This window comes from Pseudoponticoccus marisrubri (assembly GCF_001482405.1).
Taxonomy (GTDB): Bacteria; Pseudomonadota; Alphaproteobacteria; order Rhodobacterales; family Rhodobacteraceae; genus Pseudoponticoccus; species Pseudoponticoccus marisrubri.
In genome coordinates, this window is record NZ_LPXO01000018.1 from 49,687 (window position 1) to 68,439 (window position 18,753).

Annotated in this window: 15 protein-coding genes and 1 pseudogene; 7 read left to right on the forward strand and 9 right to left on the reverse strand. The window is 60.7% G+C overall.

The window, feature by feature from the left end; translation table 11 throughout:
- Nucleotides 1-53: 53 nt before the first annotated feature.
- A complete protein-coding gene (locus AVJ23_RS19785) occupies nucleotides 54-1,208 on the forward strand; it encodes a tyrosine-type recombinase/integrase (protein ID WP_058863963.1) in 1,155 nt (384 codons plus the stop codon).
- 82 nt (nucleotides 1,209-1,290) lie between these two features.
- On the opposite strand, the gene AVJ23_RS19790 is transcribed toward AVJ23_RS19785, so the two are convergent.
- The 6 genes and pseudogenes from AVJ23_RS19790 to AVJ23_RS19815 all read right to left on the reverse strand — a co-directional run bounded on the left by AVJ23_RS19790 (nucleotide 1,291) and on the right by AVJ23_RS19815 (nucleotide 10,344).
- Nucleotides 1,291-2,070, reverse strand: coding sequence for a hypothetical protein (locus tag AVJ23_RS19790; RefSeq protein WP_058863964.1), 780 nt, complete (start codon nucleotides 2,068-2,070; stop codon nucleotides 1,291-1,293).
- A 357-nt stretch (nucleotides 2,071-2,427) separates the two neighbouring features.
- Nucleotides 2,428-5,520 (reverse strand): annotated as a pseudogene (locus AVJ23_RS19795) (type I restriction endonuclease subunit R).
- Nucleotides 5,520-6,671, reverse strand: a complete 1,152-nt coding sequence (locus AVJ23_RS19800) for a DUF4268 domain-containing protein (protein WP_058863965.1) — start codon at nucleotides 6,669-6,671, stop codon at nucleotides 5,520-5,522. The pseudogene AVJ23_RS19795 and the gene AVJ23_RS19800 overlap by 1 nt, the downstream one beginning before the upstream one ends.
- Nucleotides 6,672-6,695: 24 nt before the next feature.
- A complete protein-coding gene (locus tag AVJ23_RS19805) occupies nucleotides 6,696-7,535 on the reverse strand; it encodes a DUF3800 domain-containing protein (RefSeq protein ID WP_058863966.1) in 840 nt (279 codons plus the stop codon).
- Nucleotides 7,532-8,827 carry a restriction endonuclease subunit S gene (locus AVJ23_RS19810; RefSeq protein ID WP_084794794.1) on the reverse strand — a complete coding sequence of 432 codons (1,296 nt, stop codon included), beginning with the start codon at nucleotides 8,825-8,827 and terminating at the stop codon, nucleotides 7,532-7,534. Before AVJ23_RS19810 ends, AVJ23_RS19805 begins: the two co-directional genes overlap by 4 nt.
- Nucleotides 8,824-10,344 carry a type I restriction-modification system subunit M gene (locus AVJ23_RS19815; protein WP_058863968.1) on the reverse strand — a complete coding sequence of 507 codons (1,521 nt, stop codon included), beginning with the start codon at nucleotides 10,342-10,344 and terminating at the stop codon, nucleotides 8,824-8,826. The genes AVJ23_RS19810 and AVJ23_RS19815 overlap by 4 nt, the downstream gene beginning before the upstream one ends.
- A 252-nt stretch (nucleotides 10,345-10,596) precedes the next feature.
- On the opposite strand from AVJ23_RS19815, the gene AVJ23_RS19820 reads away from it, so the two are divergent.
- Entirely contained in the window at nucleotides 10,597-10,821 is a 225-nt protein-coding gene (locus AVJ23_RS19820; RefSeq protein WP_058863969.1) for a hypothetical protein, read from the forward strand.
- 179 nt (nucleotides 10,822-11,000) lie between these two features.
- Nucleotides 11,001-11,693, forward strand: a complete 693-nt coding sequence (locus AVJ23_RS19825; protein WP_058863970.1) for a DNA-binding protein — start codon at nucleotides 11,001-11,003, stop codon at nucleotides 11,691-11,693.
- Nucleotides 11,694-11,758: 65 nt separating this feature from the next.
- Here AVJ23_RS19825 and AVJ23_RS19830 read toward each other — a convergent pair whose 3' ends face one another.
- Nucleotides 11,759-13,417: a plasmid recombination protein gene (locus AVJ23_RS19830; RefSeq protein WP_058863971.1), complete on the reverse strand. Its 1,659-nt coding sequence runs from the start codon at nucleotides 13,415-13,417 to the stop codon at nucleotides 11,759-11,761.
- A gap of 463 nt (nucleotides 13,418-13,880) precedes the next feature.
- On the opposite strand from AVJ23_RS19830, the gene AVJ23_RS19835 reads away from it, so the two are divergent.
- The 4 genes from AVJ23_RS19835 to AVJ23_RS19850 all read left to right on the forward strand — a co-directional run bounded on the left by AVJ23_RS19835 (nucleotide 13,881) and on the right by AVJ23_RS19850 (nucleotide 15,526).
- Nucleotides 13,881-14,243: a hypothetical protein gene (locus tag AVJ23_RS19835; RefSeq protein WP_157772729.1), complete on the forward strand. Its 363-nt coding sequence runs from the start codon at nucleotides 13,881-13,883 to the stop codon at nucleotides 14,241-14,243.
- A gap of 256 nt (nucleotides 14,244-14,499) precedes the next feature.
- Nucleotides 14,500-14,862 carry a hypothetical protein gene (locus tag AVJ23_RS19840; RefSeq protein ID WP_058863973.1) on the forward strand — a complete coding sequence of 121 codons (363 nt, stop codon included), beginning with the start codon at nucleotides 14,500-14,502 and terminating at the stop codon, nucleotides 14,860-14,862.
- Between the two features lie 171 nt (nucleotides 14,863-15,033).
- Nucleotides 15,034-15,273: a pyocin activator PrtN family protein gene (locus tag AVJ23_RS19845; RefSeq protein WP_058863974.1), complete on the forward strand. Its 240-nt coding sequence runs from the start codon at nucleotides 15,034-15,036 to the stop codon at nucleotides 15,271-15,273.
- Between the two features lie 19 nt (nucleotides 15,274-15,292).
- Complete coding sequence (locus AVJ23_RS19850; protein ID WP_157772730.1) at nucleotides 15,293-15,526, forward strand: hypothetical protein; 234 nt, start codon at nucleotides 15,293-15,295, stop codon at nucleotides 15,524-15,526.
- A gap of 478 nt (nucleotides 15,527-16,004) precedes the next feature.
- Here AVJ23_RS19850 and AVJ23_RS19855 read toward each other — a convergent pair whose 3' ends face one another.
- Complete coding sequence (locus tag AVJ23_RS19855) at nucleotides 16,005-16,481, reverse strand: DUF4411 family protein (RefSeq protein WP_058863976.1); 477 nt, start codon at nucleotides 16,479-16,481, stop codon at nucleotides 16,005-16,007.
- Complete coding sequence (locus AVJ23_RS19860; RefSeq protein ID WP_058863977.1) at nucleotides 16,481-17,641, reverse strand: ImmA/IrrE family metallo-endopeptidase; 1,161 nt, start codon at nucleotides 17,639-17,641, stop codon at nucleotides 16,481-16,483. Before AVJ23_RS19860 ends, AVJ23_RS19855 begins: the two co-directional genes overlap by 1 nt.
- Nucleotides 17,642-18,753 lie beyond the last annotated feature (1,112 nt).

An 18,753-nucleotide genomic window follows, 5' to 3' on the forward strand; every position in this document is an offset into this window, starting at 1 on the left:
CGCCCGGTTCGATTTCCCGACCATCGGCAACGATTTCCCGAAAGGAGACCCGGATGGGTACCATCATGGCGCGCCAGAAGAAAGACGGCGCGAAGAGCTTCACTGCGGTGATCCGCAAGAAAAAAGGCGGCAAGATCGTCCTCACTCTCAGCGATACGTTCTCGAGCCGCCAGGCGGCGGAACGGTGGATGAAGAAAACAGAGCGGGATCTGAAAGACAAAGGCGCACTCGACCGGGCCGTCGCGGCTCGGCACCGCAAGACTTGGTCTGGCGTCATCCAGGAATACAGCGACGCCTCGCCGGATGCGTTCGGCAAGACAAAGACCGCAAATCTCGCGTATCTCCAGCGACTCGATTTCGGTAAGATGATTGTCGAGGAGACCGGGGAACACGACTTCTTCCGCCTGGCTCAGGATCTTCTGCGGGGCGTGCAAGCCCCGCCGGCGAACCCTGCGGCGGACTGTCCAGAGCATTACGCCCTGAAGCCTCGCATGCCCCAAACCGTCAACAGCTACATGGCGACGCTGCGCACGGTGGTGTCCTACGGAGGTCCGATCAGCAAGGTCCAGATGCCGATCGGCGACTTCGAGAGTGCCATGCGCACGTTGAAGCACCAGCGGATGGTCGCTCGGTCGGCGGTTCGGAATCGTCGGCCTACGCTGGATGAGCTCGACAGGCTTTTGACCCACTTCCACAATCGCTACCTGGCCAATCGCCGAAGCGTTCCGATGCACAAGGTGATCGGCGGCGCGATCACCCTCGCCCATCGTCAGGAAGCACTGTGCTCCATTCCCTGGAGGGACCTCGATGAAGAGAAGGCCCGCCTTATTATCCGAAACATGAAACACCCGCGCCAGACCCAGGGCAACGACATCGAAACGTGGGTCACGGCAGAGGGCATGAGAATCGTTTTGTCGATGCCTCGCAAGAAGGACCGGGTCTTTCCTTATAGCCCGGACACCATCAGTCGCCTCTTCACGGAAGCATGCCAGATCCTCGGCATCGAGGACCTCCACTTCCACGATTTACGCCACGAGGCGATCTCGAGGTTTTTCGAGATCGGACTCGGCGGTGGAAGCCGTGACGTCGTCATGAAGTATACTGGGCACTCTCCGGATGGCAGCCTGTCCCGCTATATTCATGTGGAACAGATCGGAGACAAATATGCGGACTGGCGCTGGTGGCCGATCCTGTTTGCCCGACTCTAAGAACCTCCAAGGGGGCATCCAGAGATTCTGGATGCCCCCTTGGTCATTGGAGGACAATGAACAGCCACCTTACCAAGCAAGCCTACGGCCGATCCGCCTTGCACCAGTTTCGCCGCGTGCGCAGTTCAGCGCGAGACAGCGTGTCGCTCTTGCCATTGACCACAACGACCACGCCCTGCCCATCGCGGGGAAAGAGCTTTCCTTGAGACCAACGCGATACCTTCGGCACCAGTTTGACCTGCACCCGGTCAATCTCGTCAGTCTCCACGCTGATCCGCGGGATTATGACAAAATCCAGCCCCAGCCTTTCCCCGACTCGCCGCGCGGCCAACAGCCATGACTTCTTCGCTTGGAGCCAAGGCCCATCCCTGTCCTCTCTCCATGAAAGCGCGAACATCGGAAAATCGCTCCTCAGGACCATAGTGGCACGCATATAGCACTCGATTTGCTCCCGTGTCCTAAGGGTTCGCACCTGATCAACATCCACGAACGCGAATTTGTCGCCCTTTTTCCTGACGGCATCATCCGCATACCTCTTTGCGAAGTGGAAAGTTAGCTTCCTTCCGTTCTCATGGAGGTGAAGGTGACTGAAGATCTTGCCGCCCTGAAGGAACTCGACCCCTTCCTTAATCATGTCGAAGTCGTTGGCGTTGGGCGTCCCGGTCGCCTCCAGCAAGGTCTGGCAGCGCACGGTGTAGTGTCTGTCCGGGTGCAGGGCCATATTCTGCATCGAAAGGCCCGGTGTCTGATCGACGAAGTAATGGCACGCGTGGACAAGACGCAGCCCATATAGCGGAAGATGGGCGTCTTCGATATGCTGGATGCACCGCTCGGTGCAGAGGAATTCGCTGGGTTTGGACATCGATCTCTCCTATTTTTGGTGGAGAGGAGATGGTTCCGATCCAGGGCCGCGAAAAATGCAGAACCCACCGCAAAACTGGCCGCAACTCACATAAAATCGTCCGGCATCGCCACGAAGATTATCCTGCCTCAGGAAATCCCATCTCCGATATCCGGACAACTGTCCTGCCGGGCCACGATGTGAGCCGAAACGGCCAGAAAATTCCTGTCTGACGCCACAATGAAAGACGGTGATGGGCTGCAACCCTCTGGCCCATATTGATATTCTCTCCCGAGAACCGGGAGAACCGGAGAAGCTGACGTAAAACCCCCAATAACCGGAAATCGGCCTCTGCTCGCCAGACGGCGATCTCGAGGTCTACATGCTGCGTGCCATGGCCTCAGCCTGCTTGATGACCAGCTTCACCGCCTCGGCCTGCAAGTCCGGGGGATACCCATAGCGCCGAAGGATCCGCTTCACGGCAACGCGCATCTTCGCGCGCACGTCATCGCGCTGCCACCAGTCCACGCCGGAATTTTCCCGGACGGATGTCACGAGTTCGGCCGCAATGACCTTCAGTTGGTCATTGTCCATCACCTCGACAGCGCTCTCGTTCTGGGCCAAGGCGTCGTAGAAGCTCCGCTCCGTCTCCGACATGTCGTCCTCGGGCTCGGCTCTCAGGTCCTTCGCCATGCCAATGAGTTCCTGAATGACCTACAGGGCATCGACGCTGCGGTTGTGGTATCGTGCGATCGCGTTTGTGAGGCGCTCGGAGAACTTCTGGTTTTGCACCACGTTGCCCCGAGTCCGCGCCTTGATCTCCCCGTTCAGAAGCTTCTTCAGGGCTTCTACGGCGAGATTCTTGTGCTGCATGTGCTGGATCTCGAGGAGGAACTCCTCGGACAGAACGCTGATGTCGGGGCGATCGAACCCGCACGCCTCAAGGATGTCCACGACCTCGGTCGAGGCTACCGCCCGGTTCAGTAACTGCTCGATCGCGAAGTCAGGTGAGGAGTTCCGCCCCCCGCCTCCCTTCACATCAAGCTTCTGCAGGGCGGACCTCACCGCCAGGAAGAAGGCCACCTCTTCGGCGCGCTCCTTGGCTTCCGGCGACCCGGCCGCCAGCTTGAAGGCCTTGGCGAGCGCTGCAACGGCATCCAGAAACCGCTTGCCGAAGTCCTTGTGATCTTCCTGCCCATCGGCACGCGCCTGATAAAGAACATGGTTTGCCGCCGCTGGCAGGATCTCGATACGATCCGCCGCCGTGCCACCGAGGACGCGGGAGTAATCGAAACCATGGAACAATCCACGCGCGACATCCAGCGCGCTCATGAAGGCTGCGACTGCCTCGCGCTCGTCGACGCCCGTCTGGGCCTGGTCTCCTTGGGAATAGTGCGCGAGGGCCTTCTTCAGATCAGCCGCAAGGCCGATGTAGTCGACGACAAGTCCGGCGGGCTTCCCGGCAAAAACCCGGTTCACCCGGGCAATCGCCTGCATCAATCCGTGCCCCTTCATGGGCTTGTCGACGTAGAGGGTGTGCATGCAGGGCGCGTCGAAGCCGGTTAGCCACATGTCACGGACGATCACCAGCTTCAGCGGGTCGCCCGTATCCTTGTATCTTTTCCTGAGGCCTTCCAGCTTCGCCTTGCTGCGAACGTGGGGCTGGAAATTCTGCGGATCGGTGGCGCTTCCGGTCATGACGACCTTCACCGCGCCGGTCTCGTCGGTTTCCGAATGCCAATCCGGTCGGGCAGCGACAATGCGCTCGTAGACCGCGACGCAGATCCGGCGGCTCATGCAGACGATCATCGCCTTGCCGTCGATGGCCTCGAGACGAGCATCGAAATGCTCCAGGATGTCGGCGACGACTGCATCCAGACGCGGGCCCGCGCCGACCAGTTTCTCGACCTGAGACCATTTCTTGGCGGCGGCCCCTGCTTCATCCTCAGCCAGTGCCTCGGTCGCCTCGTCGAATTCCTCGTCGAGGCTGTCGCGCAGATCCTCAGCAATCTCTACGCGGGCCACACGCCCTTCATAGTAGATGGGCACGGTCGCGCCGTCCTCGACCGCCTGAGCGATGTCGTAGACGTCGATGTAGTCGCCGAACACCGACCGCGTGTTCGCGCCGACCAGTTCGATCGGTGTGCCGGTCAAAGCGACATAGACCGCATTCGGCAAGGCCGTGCGCAGGTGATGGGCCAGACCATGGCGAACCTCGCCGGTCTTCTGGTCCATCCTGGCGTCGAACCCGTATTGTGTCCGATGGGCCTCGTCGACCATGACGATGACGTTGGAGCGGTTGGTGAGCTCCGGGAAGTCTTGGCCGCGCTCAGCGCGGAATTTCTGGATCGTCGAAAATACGATGCCGCCTACCTGCCGGTTCAGCAGCGTCTTCAGCTCTTCAATGCTATCCGCCTGAACCGGCGTCTCGCCCAGCAGATCCTTGCATCGACCGAACGTGGCGAACAGCTGGTTATCGAGGTCGTTGCGATCGGTGAGCACCAGAACCGTCGGATTCTCCAGCTCCGGCAGGTGCATCGCTCGCCCGGCGAGAAAGGTCATCAACAGAGACTTCCCAGAGCCCTGCGTATGCCAGATTACTCCGCCCTTACCGTCGTCACCGCGCGCCCCGAGGATCGACTCCATGGCCTTACGGACCGCGTGGTATTGGTGATAGCCGGCCGCCTTCTTGATCGGCCCCTTGCCCTCGTCCTCGAAGACCGTGAACCAGCGCAGCATGTCGAGCAGAACAGACCGGTTCAGCAGACCCTCCGTCAGCGTGTTCAGCGCGAGGCCCTCACGCTCCGACAGGATGGTCTCGCCATCGATGGTCCGCCACCGCATGAACCGGTCGAGGCCGGCCGAGAGCGTGCCGTATCGTGCGTTCAGCCCGTCGGAGATCACCGAGAAAACCGAGGTCCTGAACAGGTTCGGGATGTCGGCCTTGTAGGTTTCGATCTGGTTGAAGGCCGCTTCGATGTCGGCTCCCTCAGTGCCCTTCAACTCTACCACGACCAAAGGCAGGCCATTCAGATAGATCACGATATCCGGGATTCGTGGGTTCCGCCCGACCATGTCGACTTGGTTAAAGGCCTGCCAAGCGTTGTCCTGATCGCCCCAGTCGATAAGGCGCGCCCGCTCGTGGCGCTCCTCTCCCTGGCTGAAGTAGGTGATCGGGACGCCGCCCGTCATCAGGCCATGCAGGCGGCGGTTTTCGGCCATCATGTCGCCAACAAAGACCTCGTCAGTGACGCGGGCCATCACTTCCTGCACCGCACCGTCGGGCAGCCCGGGGTTGAGGCGCCGGACGGCCTTCTCGAAGACTTTCCGCAGGATGGCCTCGTGAAAGCTGCGGCGCTCCGGGTCACGTTTCTCGGGCGAGATCTCGGCGCCAGAGTTGGCGGCATAGCCCAGTCCGGCCAGCTTCCCCATCATCCAGTCTTCGAGGTCGGATTCCGAGTTCCAGGCCATCAGGAGCCTCCACCCGGCTTCATTCGCGCCGCCAGGCCCCGCACGGGCTCGGAGAAGGCCTCGTCCATCATCCGGTAGTGGTCCACCAGCCAGGCGATCATCTCTGGCCAGTTCTCCTTGCTGTAGCCCTGAACAGAGGTCTTGCAGACAACCATGCTGACCTTCTTGTCGTCGATCCGGCGCCACTCGAGTTCCTCGCCGACGGCCTGCTCATATGCGTCCCTGTTCTCGGCAAGCTGGTCGAAGAGCCACTTGTTCTCGTCCCGGTCGGACCGGTTCAGCTGGAATTCAACCCGCACCTCATGCCGCAGGAAGATCAGGGTCAGCGTGACGCCCGAGACGCTGATGCTGGAGTTCAACCAGTGATCGCGCGAAGGGGTGATGTTTTGCCATCGCTCCAGGCCGGCGGCACGGAGCGCCTCCAGGGCCTGCTCCCAGAATTCGAGCCGCATCTGGTGGCTCCACTTCTGGGCGCCCTTGGCCGACTTCTCCTCGCTGTCCTTCTCAGCCATGCGGATCATGTAGTCGGCGGCCTCCGGCGTCGGGATCACCTGCTGGAGGTCGACGAAGATCTCCTCGCCGAACCGGTAAGGCACGACCTTGACGCAGCGCGCGTCGATCTGGTGCTCGCGCAGCCAGAGCACCGTCGCCGTGACCTCGCGTCGGAAATTCGCCGCGATGAAGACGACGCGCTGGTTGGTGCCGTCGTTCAGCACGACCTCATCCAGCGTGTCCTCTCCCAGGAACTCGCAGATTAGCCCGGCCGCATCGCCGCCGCCCTGGCGGTCGAGATACTGCTGGTAGATGCCCACGATCTCGACCTTCTTCAGGCTCGAGCAATAGGCTGCATATTTCAGGGCCTGCCAGACGACATCCCGGCCGGAATCGTCCAGCTTGTTCTCGATGACGACAAGCTGCCCGTTCCGGTCGAGCGCCAGCAGGTCGAGCCGCTCGCGGGTGCCGTCGAACCCGTCGAACTCCTTCTGGATGATCAGCAGACCGTCCTCGCCTTCGCTCATGGCCTCGCAGAGCGCGTCGGGCATAGAGGCCAGCCATTCCTGGAGATGCTCCCGTTCCCGGAACCCGACCTCGGAGAAGCTGGTGCGCTCAAGCTTGCTGAGGCGGTTGGCGGTGCGGTCTATGCGGAACATTGAAATCTTTCGAAAATTTCTGACCTAAATTGGCCAGTTTGGATGCACTGCGGCCTTGTAAAAAGCTACGCACGGCACGGCTGGGGTTTGGCCGAGCTTTTCTCGCTGTGGTTCAAGAATACCCACGAGCATCTCATAATATTCGCGCTCGCCTGGATACTTCTCGGGCAGCGCCTTAAGTTCAAGGTGCCGACGATAGACGTAAGAAATGACATCGGCGACTTGCACCAACGAGGAATGGTCGGACTTGATCGCGAAAGCGGTGTTGATGATCTGATCAAAGCGGTCCCCAGCTTTTCGAGCACCCCAAGTCGATTTACCGCGAACCTTCTTTCGTTCCTGGAAAAGGCCATCATACCATTCATCTGCCATGTAGAGCCCGTCGGAGAGTCCAGGCATCTCCATCTTGTGGTCATCCATGATCATGACCGTCAGGCCCTTGCCTCCCTTAACACCCTGCATCTTCTTCTGCACCAAGGCCGCAGTGAACATCCCGGAAGCGAGCCAGTAACTGTCGCCTGATGGATGCCCATGGAAAGCGGCCTTTGCAGTGTCGAACCTCTCGTATGACAGGCCGTAACCGAAGAGCTTGCCACCATTATCGACGGCGAGGCGGCAAACGTCCTGAATGAAGTCCTTGCGCTCCTGAGGCGGGATCTTGCTCCAGGGCTTCTTTCCGTTGAGGAACTGAGACGTTTTCAGCTCGCGGGCGGCACTCGGGTATTTCGCATGCAAGGCACCAAGCATTCGGTCGAAATCCGCAGTCTTCTTTCGCAGCTTATACGCGTCAACCATCAGGCCGCACATGACGAAGACATCTCCGCCACCACGATCGCCGCTTTCGTCGATATAGATGAACTTCACGCCGTCACCTCCTCGACCTGCTTCTCCGCTTCTCGGATGCGGAGTTCACCGGACATGAGGCGGGGGAGGAGCGTGTCGCGGAGAGCTGCGAGAGTTTGCGACTCTTTTTCGAGGTGGAGTATCTTGGAGTGCCAAGGCGCGACGATTTCAGTGAAGGCATCTCGTATTTTTTGTGGCCCCAAAACTATTGGGATCGCCGAGAATGTCGACTTGTTCGTGTTGTGGAAAACCGAACCTCCACTCCCTCCAAGTAAGACATCGTTTGCAGCTTGAACACAGGTCCAATAGACAAACTCCGTCGAGAAACCTTGAACGGGCTCGACGCTGTTGATTTGTTGATTTGTCATTGCCGAACTGGGGTTGATGGCGACGAGTCCCGGTGTCGCAATACAGCTCACCGAAACACTTCCGGGCGCGAGCAACTGGTTCCTCTGCCGTTGAACTCCACTCTCTGAGAGCCAGGAACTGGAGCTCAGCACAAACATCTTTCCATGCATGTCCGGAATCTTCACGAACGGGCAGAAGTCTCCGTAGTTCTCTGGTTGCTTCGTGCTGGGAGTCTTGCCCGTTACGACGCGGCCAAGATCCGAGATCGTCCCCATTTCCCACCCCTTCGGCAGGCCGTCGGGGCCGAAGCTGTCGGGGAAGAGGGCGGCGGTGGTGGCGTCCATGTGGGCGGGGGACTGGCCGAGGGCGCGGGCGTGGACGGGGTCGAAATCCACGAACCAGGACCGATAGAGCGCCCGCGCCATCTCCTCCAGCGTCCCGCTCATCCGGCGGTTCAGCTCGATCTTGTCGTCGAGGACGCGCAATACGTCGGTTATCCCAGTCATAGCCTCAGCGGATTCTGGAGCAGCAATGGGCAAGCGGCGCAGTTCGCCCAGTGGTATGTAGGATTGCGTAGTGCCCCGAGACTTTCCGATGATGTCCTGCTGCGCAGTTGGTGTCTTTAAGAAATAGTAAAGCCACCTGCCTCTTGCCTCATCCTTCGACTTAAAAAGGCCGATATTCTTAATCGCAAAATCTGGTTCATCTTTCACGAGAAATACTTCACCCACAGTCCCAATCATCGAGATCAACACATCCCAACGATGAACCCGGCTTCTCTTTTGGATCTCCTCAAAATCAGCCTCGGAAATAAGATAAGCGTCAGCCAGCTTCAATTGACCGCCGATCATATGCTTTGATGTGATCAGCTTCTTTCCGCTCTCATTTCGCTTTGGACTGTCGTGCGTGCCATCACGCACTGACGAACAGAAATCTTCTGCGGGAACCGTGATCCATCCCTTCATTCAAGTCTTCCCAGCTGCGTCTCGATTTCCTCCTCCAGCCGCCGCCCCTCTGCAAACTGCGCCCGAAGCTCCGCTGTCAGCCGCTCGAACTTCTCCTCGAACGGCTCGCCATCCTCCTCGGCCGCTCCAGCACCAACATACCGGCCTGGCGTCAGGACGAAGTTCTGCAAGGCGATCTCTTCCATGGTCGCCGCCTTGCAGAAGCCCGGCTCGTCGGCATAAGCGCCCGCGTCCGGCTCTCCGCGCCAGGCGTGGTAGGCGGTGGCGATGCGCTCGATCTCCTCTCGCGACAGCTCCTTCTGCTTGCGTGATCCGGGCACCAGTGCGCCCATCTTGCGGGCGTCGACGAACAGCACCTCGCCGCGCCGGTCGCGCAGCTTGGCGTCCTTGGCGATGCCGTTGGACTTGTCCTTCGCCAGGATCCAGATGCAGGCCGGGATCTGCGTGCCGTAGAAGAGCTGCCCCGGCAGGGCGATCATGGCGTCCACCGCGCCGCCTTCGACCATGGCGCGGCGGATGTCGCCCTCGCCCGAGGACATGGACGACATGGAGCCGTTGGCCATGACCACGCCCGCGATGCCGGTGCTGCCCAGCTTGTCGTAGATGTGCTGCATCCAGGCGAAGTTGGCATTGCCGACCGGGGGCGTGCCGAATTCCCAGCGCCGGTCCTCGGCCAGGATGTCGCCGGACCAATCCGAGATGTTGAACGGCGGATTGGCCATCACGTAGTCGAATTTCTCGTCCGGGAAGGCATCGCGAAGGAGCGTGCCCTCGGCGTTCCATTGCAGGTTCGCGACGATCCCGCGGATGGCAAGGTTCATCCGGGCGAGACCGTAGGTCGTGTGGTTCCGCTCCTGCCCGTAGATGGCGAGGTCGGCCCGGCGATACTTGTGCGCCTCCAAGAAGTTCTCTGACTGGACCATGAAGGAGCCCGAACCATGGCAGGGCTCATACAGGCGGCCGCGCGCGGGCTCGATCATCTGGACGATGAGCTCGACGACGGGCTTCGGCGTGTGGAAATCGCCACCCCGCTTGCCCTCGTTGCTGGCGAACTCGGAGATGAAATACTCGTAGATGCGGCCGATCAGGTCGAAGTCCCGGGGCGTGCCGTCGAACTCAATGTTCGAGAAGAGATCGATCAGGCCAGTGACGATGGCCGGGTCGAGCGCCTCGCGCCCGAAGACCTTGGGGAGCGCGCCTTTGAGCTGCTCGTTGTCGGCCTCGATCGCGCGCATGGCGTTATCGACCTTGACCCCGATGCCCTTGTCCTTGGCGTTGGCGGCCAGCGTGCTCCAGCGGGCGGCCTCGGGCACCCAGAAGATGCCGTCGGCGAGGTATTCATCGACATCCTCGGCCACCTCCTCGCCCTCGGGGAGGAGCTCGTCATACTTCCGCTGGAAGGCGGTGCCGATGTAGCGCAGAAAGAGCAGGCCCAAGGCCACGTGCTTGTATTCGCCCGGGTCCATGGACCCGCGCATCTTGTCCGCCGCCGCGAAGAGCGTCTTTTCGATGGTCATCTGCCGTCCCTTTCCTGGCGTTGGCTCGCCAGACGGTTGATTTGCTTGCGCCTTTTATCGTCGGAAAACGGGTCGGGATCAATTCTCACGAACCGGATCGAGGGTTCGAGTCTGCAAGGCAGGAAAATTCTCCGATATTCGACCCTTTTACTTTTTTTGCGCACAGGAAAGTTCCCATGTCTTCCTTGAGCGGCGCACCCGCTCAAAACGCAAACCAGCACCCACGATGGTGCCACACCAAGGATCCAAAGAATGAAGCTTGAGAAGCTTTCCCTGGTCGACGACCAGTTCTTCACCGCAGAAATCGCCGCTGACGCCGGCATCATCAGCCTGCAGGCAGAAGTCCAGCCTCTCGGCCCCGTGCACATCGCGCACGCAGTCTGGAAGGAAAACGGGGATGACGCGATGAACTACGTCTCGCAACGTCTGACTGCCGTGCGTGACATGATCGAAGAGAAGCTTCGTGCGAACGCCTGAGAACGGCAGCGTCGCCAGCAAGACACTCCCAGGATCAGACGGCTCTTCGGAGCCGTCTTTTTTTGTCCAGGATTTCTTTCCTATCTGGGAAAGATCCATTTCCTCAGCACCACCCCGCCGGGGTGGTAGCGCGAGGTAACGGTATTACCGGCGCTTACCATTACCAGAAGGAGCCGGATATGGCCCAGAAGAAGAGCAGTGCGTCCCTGGAAAAGCAAATCAGGGACGCGATCCGCAAGCTGACCGAAGACGGCAAGCAGATCACAAATCAGACGGTCCGGGATGAGATCGGCGGCGGATCTTTTCGCGAGATCGGCCCGCTCGTGAAGCAGGTCAAAGCCGAAATTGCCGCGAGGGAGAAGGCGGAGCGTGCAGCGCCCGAGATGCCGGAGGACTTCCATGATGCGGCCGCCGCGATGTGGCAGACTGCATGGCAGCTGGCCGACGAGATTGCCGCGTCGGAACGACATGCGCACGCAGCCGAACTCGAACGCTTGCGAGCCGAGGCCGACGAAGCCCTGTCAAACTGCGGCCTCGTGGAGGACGAACGCGACGAGGCAGAAAAACGGGCGGACGCCGCCGAAAAGATGTTGACTGAGGCGGAGGCGGCGCTGCTCGACGCGAAGTTCGAGATTGCCCGACTGAACGGGCAGCTCACCGAGCGCGAGACGTACATCGAAAGCAGGCTCGCGGAGGCCCGCGGAGACGATGCCTCCGAGGCAGTGTCTGACGATGAAGTCTCCGCGGAGCCGAAGATCAAGGTCGAAGAGAACCCGCCAGCGACCGAGAACGACACGCAATTGGACATGTTTTCTAAAGGTAAGACCGGCAAATGGAAGCCCGACGACGCCGAGCCCATCGCCGCGGAGTGAGCCCGTCCGCGAAGAAGTTCCGGCGCATCCGGACTGGCATGATTGCCTGCCGGATGCGCCGTCGATCAACCCCGCGTCAGCACGCGATGTTTGTTTCTCCTGATGATCCGGATCGGGTCGGGTTCCGCATCCACGTGAAGCCTGGCCCGTTTCGGGTCTTCCGCCTTTTCCGGATGATGCTTGCCGCTCTCGAGATCATATCCACGCTGGTGCGCGGCCAATTCCAAGGCCGCAACGCCGCGACCGAGGTCCTCGGCGAGATCTGGCCTCTCGTCGCATATCTTCATCGATTGCCAAGTCGCGACCCAGGTCCGGCGAACCGAGACGTTGGGCATCTCGTCCAGCTCTTTCTGGAGCGCCACCGGATCGGAGCTGCGCGCGAGGAACAAGGCACCCGGAAATGCATCGCGATCGAGCGGCAATGGCTCGTCGTTGATGATCTGCGCCAGGGTCTTCGGTACGACCTGCCCAGCCCGTTCGCGTTCGTCTGCGATCGACATCGCGGCCTTCCGGTTCTGAGCCTCGGCTTTCGCGAGACGTGTTTCCCGTCGCCGGATGTTGAAGGCCTTTCTGGCGAGATCCACCACGAAATCATAGGCGGGGCGGACGGCGTGCATGAGCCGCTCTCGCTTCTTCTTTGACCTGGGTGCCCCAGGTCCGAACTCCAACCCTTCCTCACGCTCCTCCGAGGCCTGCCGGTAGTCGAGCTCACGATAGGCCACGGCCCGACTTCCAATGTCCAGCGCCGTGCGCAGTGCAACCGCATCGGCCCTGACAGCCTCGGCCGCGCGCGCCTTCTCGGCAACCTCGCCCTCACGCTGGGCTTTTTCCGCCTCGCTTCCTTCGAGCGCCTTCTCGCGGGCGTCCAATTCGGCTTGCCGGACCTCTTGCGCGCCCTCCCATGCATCAAGATCGGCAAGCCGCGCCTCCCGTGTTGCGATGTCCTTCTGGAGAGCTTTGGCCCGGCCATATTCCTTGCGAGTCCACCGGCCCCGGCCGGGACCGAAGCGCATCAAGCCGACCCCCGCGAAAACCTCCTCGTATACCTTGTCCTGCCATGCCCTCATGGCGTCGCAGTATGCGACATTCGCCCGCTTTCCGCGGTCCTTCGACTTCTTCTCACCGGATTGATTTACCGCTTCTTTCGCGACCCGCCCGGGGTGCAGGTGATCGACGCGGCCACGAACTGGATCGACGGCAAAGACGTGGAGATGCAGATGCTCTTCATCCCAGTGAACAACACCCGCCAGGACTACGCCGCCTGCCTTGGAAATTCTCTCGCACTCCCACTCCAGCGCCTGCTCCAGAACGTCCAGCGCTTCCCGCTTGAGCTCGGGATTGGCCAGGGCCTCCTCGGTCAGGACCGGCAAGGAAAAGACGCTCGCGTAGAGCGTGGCCGCGTCCTTCCGAAGCTTTCGCTTTACCGGCACCGGCCTCCTGCCCTTCGCCCGTCTGATATACGGCTCCTGCACCTGCGATGCCTCCTCCTGCGCCTTCCGGATGTCACGGAAGGACGCCACAGCACGGGGCAGGATCTGGGGCCCCGGCCGGCCCTGAATGACATGCGCGGACGCGCTGGCGATCCGTTCCGCCTCGTCGAGGATTTCCTGCGCTGTCCACTTGCGCTGACCGTTCTTTCTAACCGCATGCGGCTCGGGCCCATCGCCGCTCCTGCCCTTGTTCGACCACAGCTCAATATGACCAAATTGATAACCTTCGAACATCGCGTTTTCTCCTTGTTCTGGCGATTGATCGAAGCGGAAATAGGGACGCGAGGCCGGTTCTCTGAAACGGCCGAAACGGGAACAAATCCAGGCAATCGGTACACATAGGGACCGACTATGTGTATTGCGCCGCGCTGCGCTTGCTCCATACACATCATCGGCTCTCCGAGGGCCGCTCGCCGCGGGGCCTCCTGCGCGGAGAGCGGCCGGGCGTCGTTCGCCACTCCCCGGCACCCCTGGCGTCTCCGACGGGTCGGGGAAGGTCGTTCCGCACTCCTTCCCCGACACCCCATCCTGCTCGCGCCCCGCGCGGCCAAGAGATGGTGCCCCTCTCCTGGACCTCTCCCGTTTCGCAGACATGAATGTGAGGACTGGAATACCGGTGATGCTGGCGAAAGGGTCGCCGGGTATCTCCTTGTCGCCGCGCCCTCTCGGTGAGACGCGGCGACAAGGAGATACCCGAATGACATGGGATCCACGACTGACACTGATGCGCGCAGAGCTATCGCGCGACCTCGGCCGCGTGATGGCGTGGTGCGAGCACAAACATCGCGACCTACCGGGCTACACACTCGTCGCAGCCGTGAAATTTTTCGAGGCGGTTGGCATCGCGATGGAATTCAGTGTGGCGGAGATCGAACATCCCTTCGATGATACTTCGGTCGTAAAGACCGCCGAACGTGGCCTCGGCGCCCTTGGCTATTTCACGAGCACTGCCGGCGCGAAATGGACATCCCCCGGCATCGTCGTATTTGCTGCCGACATGACGGCCCATGAACGGCTCGCCGCAGTCCGACACTTTTTCGACATTGGGCTTTCCGAATAAGGCCCGGACGCTGCGCCGCGGTTTCCGAAGCCGGTCTTCTGGCTGAGACCGGCTTCGCAAGCCGCGGGGCAACCACGATACGGGGGCAGCATGCACTCGGGCGGAACGGAACATCCGCGCATGTCGCTCCAGATCACTCGCGAATTCGTCGCGGGTGATCAACCCCGCCGAACCTCCTGCCGGCGGGGTCTTGAAGAAAGGCACCGACAGGTTCCGGGCTGCATTGGGCAGCCCATCGGATGCCAAGGAGACCCGAATGGGTAGACAAGAACTGATCACCATCGATCCGAAGACCGGCGTGCCGCGCGCCACGGCTCATCGCCTGACGCGCAGTTTCCTCGCCCGTCACGGGTCGGGCCTCGACGACCTCCTCCGACGTTTTCCGCAGGTCCCGGGGCCGGCGTTTCGGGGCGCAATAGAGCGCTGCCTCGAGCGGGGCGAGACCACTCCGGAGCTCCAGATAGCTCTGGAGGAAGCTTGCGACACGCTCCTGTCGCTGCAGGCCGAGGAATTCCACCCGCTCTCTGTGGACGTCGGCAAGCGCCTCAACATCGACGCGGGTCTGCGCTGGTATGCGGCGCGTCTTCGCGATCTCGCGCAGGCAGCCCGGTACATGTGACCGTTCTCAAGCCTGCGTCGGCAAACTCCGGCGCGGGCTCTTTCCCCGATCCAGGCCGCGGTCCCATGGAGATATCGAACCCTGGTCAAAGTTCCGGCCGACCTCTCCAGATCGTCCGCATTTCCCGTGCAGGCGGCCGATCGGTCGTCGCAAACCAAGAGAGGAAAGCAAATGAACGCCTTCTACATCCTGCTGGGAAAGTATGGACACGAGATCATGATCCCGTCGGAGATCGTCGCACGAGACTTTTTCAACCTCGGCAAAAGCAAATTCCATGAGAAGGTCGCCCTCGGTGAAATCGACCTGCCCGTCATGAGCATGTGCGATAGTCAGAAGAGTCCTCGCGGCGTCCACATTCTGGATCTCGCGGAATACACTGAAAAGCGCCGCGATGCGGCCCGCGGCAAATGAGGTCGGCATGACTACGACTATGATGATGCTCATCGCGAGGTTCGGTGCCGCCTCATCGATTCCGACCGGTATCGTGGCCCACGACTACTTCCAGATGTCTCAGAAAGACTTTCTGAAGGCCCTGAAATCTGGGGCGATCCCCCGCGGCGACCTCGACATCAGCCATATTTCGCGCGGTGGGATCCCAATGACCTGGCTGACGGATTTCATCGAGATGCGGCGGTCTTTGGCAGCACAGGCTCGCGCCTCTTGACAACCTCCTGAGGCTCTATTGAGTTCTTCAACCTTCCAGCCACGGGGCCGCACTACGTAGCGGCCCCGTTTAGGTTCGCGGCGTTACTTTCCCTCTGGCCCGGCCATCTCAAGGTTCAATCCAGTGCCCAACTCCTCGGGGATCACTCCGTCGAGGGCGGCTCAAACCGGACCTCCGCCTCACCGACAATCGCTGCGCCGCAGCGTCACCAGACCCGCCGTTCGTGGCCGGCGCAGCACTCATGTTTCAGCCTTGTCGGGAAAGGATTGCTCATCGATCGGATCTCCTTGCGAAGCCTGGATCATGCCAATCGCCTGAAATCAATAGGTCTGGAGCCTGAGGGTGTTGCGGCCCCATACAATTCAAACTGGGGACTCCCGGTCAGCGGCACGCCGAGGTCCAGGTTCGACACCCAGACATACGCGTAGAAGGCTGTCGTCATGGTGCGTCCTTCCAGCGCTCAAGGACGGGGTGGCGTCTACAGGCGGACGCCGTTCCTACGCAGCATCTCGTAGGGCGAAATCGTGCTGATGCCGTGAGCGTCCGCGGCGTCGGGAAACTTGACCTTGCTCACCCTGAGCGGTTCCCTGGTTTCGAGCGTTACGATGTCGTGACCGCCGTGGATTGCGTAGGCGACAAGGTAAGCATCGGCCTTGTTCAGGAAGTCAGCGACGGCAGCGGAGGTGTAGCCGTTCGAAGTGGCCCAGCTCGCAACCTGTCCCATGCTGTTTCCGATAGCGCCGTCGTCAGGCATGAAGATGCTCGTGCCATGCAGCTCGATCCAGTGCTTTACCTGATCGTCTTTCTTCTGCAGCTCGCGCTTCACCGGGGCGATGCTCGCAACCTTACCAGAGGCTGCGGCACTGGCGATCCAATTCCAGTATCCTCCGCAGATGTCGAAGGCGTAGTAGCTCAGCGCAGGTGTTAGAAAGGCGTTCGTGTCCAGCAGCAACATCAGCTCGTCACTCCGAGCCGCCTTGCTTCCTCGCGGAATGTCTTGCTGTTCTTGAGATTCAACAGGTCGAAAGCTTCGCCCATCAGCGTCCTGCCTTCGAGGGCCGTCGAGATGACTGCCGATGCAAAGTGCGGATCGACGCGCGCCCCCATCGTCGCATAGAAGTCGCCGCCCGAGCTGGCTTTCGCCTTGTCCTTCAGGAAGTCGAGTTCGGCGTCATAGGCTGCCTGGAAGGCGTCGTAGCTCAGGCGCCCAAGATCCTTCAGGCGGCGTAGGGCGACCAGTGTGCTGACCCGGAACACGCGCGCGATCGTGGTCTTCGCCAAGTCGATATCGCCGGATAGTTCCATGTTCTGGAGTTGGGCCATCGGCACGAGCACTTCGGCGGCGACTGCATTGCAGAACCGCTCGACCGCGCTGTCCGATGCCCAGTCCTCCGGCAGGTCATCAGCGGCTGCGTTGCTGATACCGCCCTTGCCGATCCAGATGTGCGCCAGCTCGTGGGCGAGCGTGAAAATCTGACCGGCCTTCGTGTCAGCGCCATTCACGAACACGAGCGGCGCGAACGGGTCGGATATTGCGAAGCCGCGGAACTCCCGCGGATTCAGCTTCCGGTGAGTGTTATTTCCGACTACACCGTTGATCATCAAAAGGATGCCGGCCTCGCGGGCAAGGGCTATGAATAGGCGCAGGAACTCTTCCCAGTTCGCGGCCTCGGACCGACTCCCGACCTCCAGCTTCAGCACGGTGCGGATGCTGCCCGCCACAATCGCAGGCGGGTCGCCTGCCGTGTAGGAGCCGACGAACTCCAGAAGCGGCGCTCCGGCCCCCGCGAGGTGGTCACGATACCAACTCTGGCGCCGCTGGCAGGTGTGAATCGTGTCGATCAGTTCTGTACTTGGGCGCCCATAGCCTGTCCCAGCCATCCGCCGGAAGTCAGGCAAGGGCAGCTGCTCCTCGGGAGGTGCGGGTAAGAAGAACATGCCGAGCGGCAGATGAAGGGTCGCCGCCAAGGTTTCCAGCTGCTTGAAGGTCGGGCCGCCCTTTCCCTCCAGCCAAGCCGGGTACTTCTTGAAACGCTGCACGAGACTGTCGAACGACATCCCGGCGCGCTCTCGCGCCCATTCCAGCACGTCAGGCGATATGTCGACCTGTGCCATCGGTGATTGCCCTTCATCTCCCTGTGTCACTCTGCTGGTTCGACAGCGACGGTGTAAACGATTATGTTGAACCGCCTCCTAATGGTGTTGCGCCTCGCCTACAATTCCAGCTCGCGAGCAGGAGTGCAGCACCCCTAACGCAAGGTCTCGTAGCTGCCTTGCAGGCGTGCAGCGAGATGCTTGATTTCAAATTGTTCTGAACGTCGGCTCTCGCTCTCCCGGCACGGTCCACTCGCCCCGGCGGTGAATGGCCGGAATCCGCCCTTTCTGACGACCGCAACACGTCCGAAGAGTGGTTCCAGGTGAACTCGGTGCTACGATCGGTATGAAACAGAGGTCAAAGACGAGTTTCAGGTGCAACATTCGGTGCAACAGATTTCGCCTGCTTCGGTTTCGGCCAATAAAACAAGGCCGCTCAGGACTCCTCGGCGCCATCCATCATGGGTGCCACGGCAAGCCGTGACGCGTATTTTGCATTTAATTTCATACACTTAATCGCCGCATACACAGACAGCCACCTAACGGGATTTCTCGTGATTCCCGGGGGTTTTCCCCGGTTTCCGTGGGTTTTCCAAGACAGCTTGCTACCGAGTAGCAACATCCATCCCGCCAATCATGTCCGAGCCAGAGCTCCGCCAGGGTCAGGCAAACGAAGCGAATCTTTCCAAGCCTTGAGTTAACCCACTCGCACGGTTTCCGGCCAGATCGGAATGACACCAAATCCTCCACGATCAACAAGCGAGGGACACGATGTCTCACTCTTCCGATAATAGTTCTTCGAACCTCCTCCGGCAAATCTCCCGCGACCGCTTTGCCGGCTCCCCGTTCACCAGGCACACAGGACTCGCCGCTCAGGCGCAATCCGACGAAAGACCCAAGCAAAGCACCAAGAGCGCCCCACGTGGTTCTATTCAGGCCACGAAGCCCGTCGCTTCGAAGAAGGTCAACGAACCACCAGTGGCGGAGGACTGTTCTGATGAACCGTTCATTTCTGCGCGGGTCTCCAAGGACGGCCGGCCTGTCTGACGTCAGCGCCTGTGGGACAGATTTGAGGTTTTCGTAACGGAGGATTTCTGGATCATCGCAGGCACCAAGGAGCGAAGATGAGCCAG

Excerpts from the sequence above, each read along its gene's own strand:
- AVJ23_RS19785 (WP_058863963.1), top strand. The coding sequence starts at position 54 with ATGGGTACCATCATGGCGCGCCAGAAGAAAGACGGCGCGAAGAGCTTC.
- AVJ23_RS19790 (WP_058863964.1), bottom strand. The coding sequence starts at position 2,070 with ATGTCCAAACCCAGCGAATTCCTCTGCACCGAGCGGTGCATCCAGCAT.
- AVJ23_RS19800 (WP_058863965.1), bottom strand. The coding sequence starts at position 6,671 with ATGTTCCGCATAGACCGCACCGCCAACCGCCTCAGCAAGCTTGAGCGC.
- AVJ23_RS19810 (WP_084794794.1), bottom strand. The coding sequence starts at position 8,827 with ATGAAGGGATGGATCACGGTTCCCGCAGAAGATTTCTGTTCGTCAGTG.
- AVJ23_RS19815 (WP_058863968.1), bottom strand. The coding sequence starts at position 10,344 with ATGACCATCGAAAAGACGCTCTTCGCGGCGGCGGACAAGATGCGCGGG.
- AVJ23_RS19820 (WP_058863969.1), top strand. The coding sequence starts at position 10,597 with ATGAAGCTTGAGAAGCTTTCCCTGGTCGACGACCAGTTCTTCACCGCA.
- AVJ23_RS19825 (WP_058863970.1), top strand. The coding sequence starts at position 11,001 with ATGGCCCAGAAGAAGAGCAGTGCGTCCCTGGAAAAGCAAATCAGGGAC.
- AVJ23_RS19830 (WP_058863971.1), bottom strand. The coding sequence starts at position 13,417 with ATGTTCGAAGGTTATCAATTTGGTCATATTGAGCTGTGGTCGAACAAG.
- AVJ23_RS19835 (WP_157772729.1), top strand. The coding sequence starts at position 13,881 with ATGACATGGGATCCACGACTGACACTGATGCGCGCAGAGCTATCGCGC.
- AVJ23_RS19840 (WP_058863973.1), top strand. The coding sequence starts at position 14,500 with ATGGGTAGACAAGAACTGATCACCATCGATCCGAAGACCGGCGTGCCG.
- AVJ23_RS19845 (WP_058863974.1), top strand. The coding sequence starts at position 15,034 with ATGAACGCCTTCTACATCCTGCTGGGAAAGTATGGACACGAGATCATG.
- AVJ23_RS19850 (WP_157772730.1), top strand. The coding sequence starts at position 15,293 with ATGATGATGCTCATCGCGAGGTTCGGTGCCGCCTCATCGATTCCGACC.
- AVJ23_RS19855 (WP_058863976.1), bottom strand. The coding sequence starts at position 16,481 with ATGTTGCTGCTGGACACGAACGCCTTTCTAACACCTGCGCTGAGCTAC.
- AVJ23_RS19860 (WP_058863977.1), bottom strand. The coding sequence starts at position 17,641 with ATGGCACAGGTCGACATATCGCCTGACGTGCTGGAATGGGCGCGAGAG.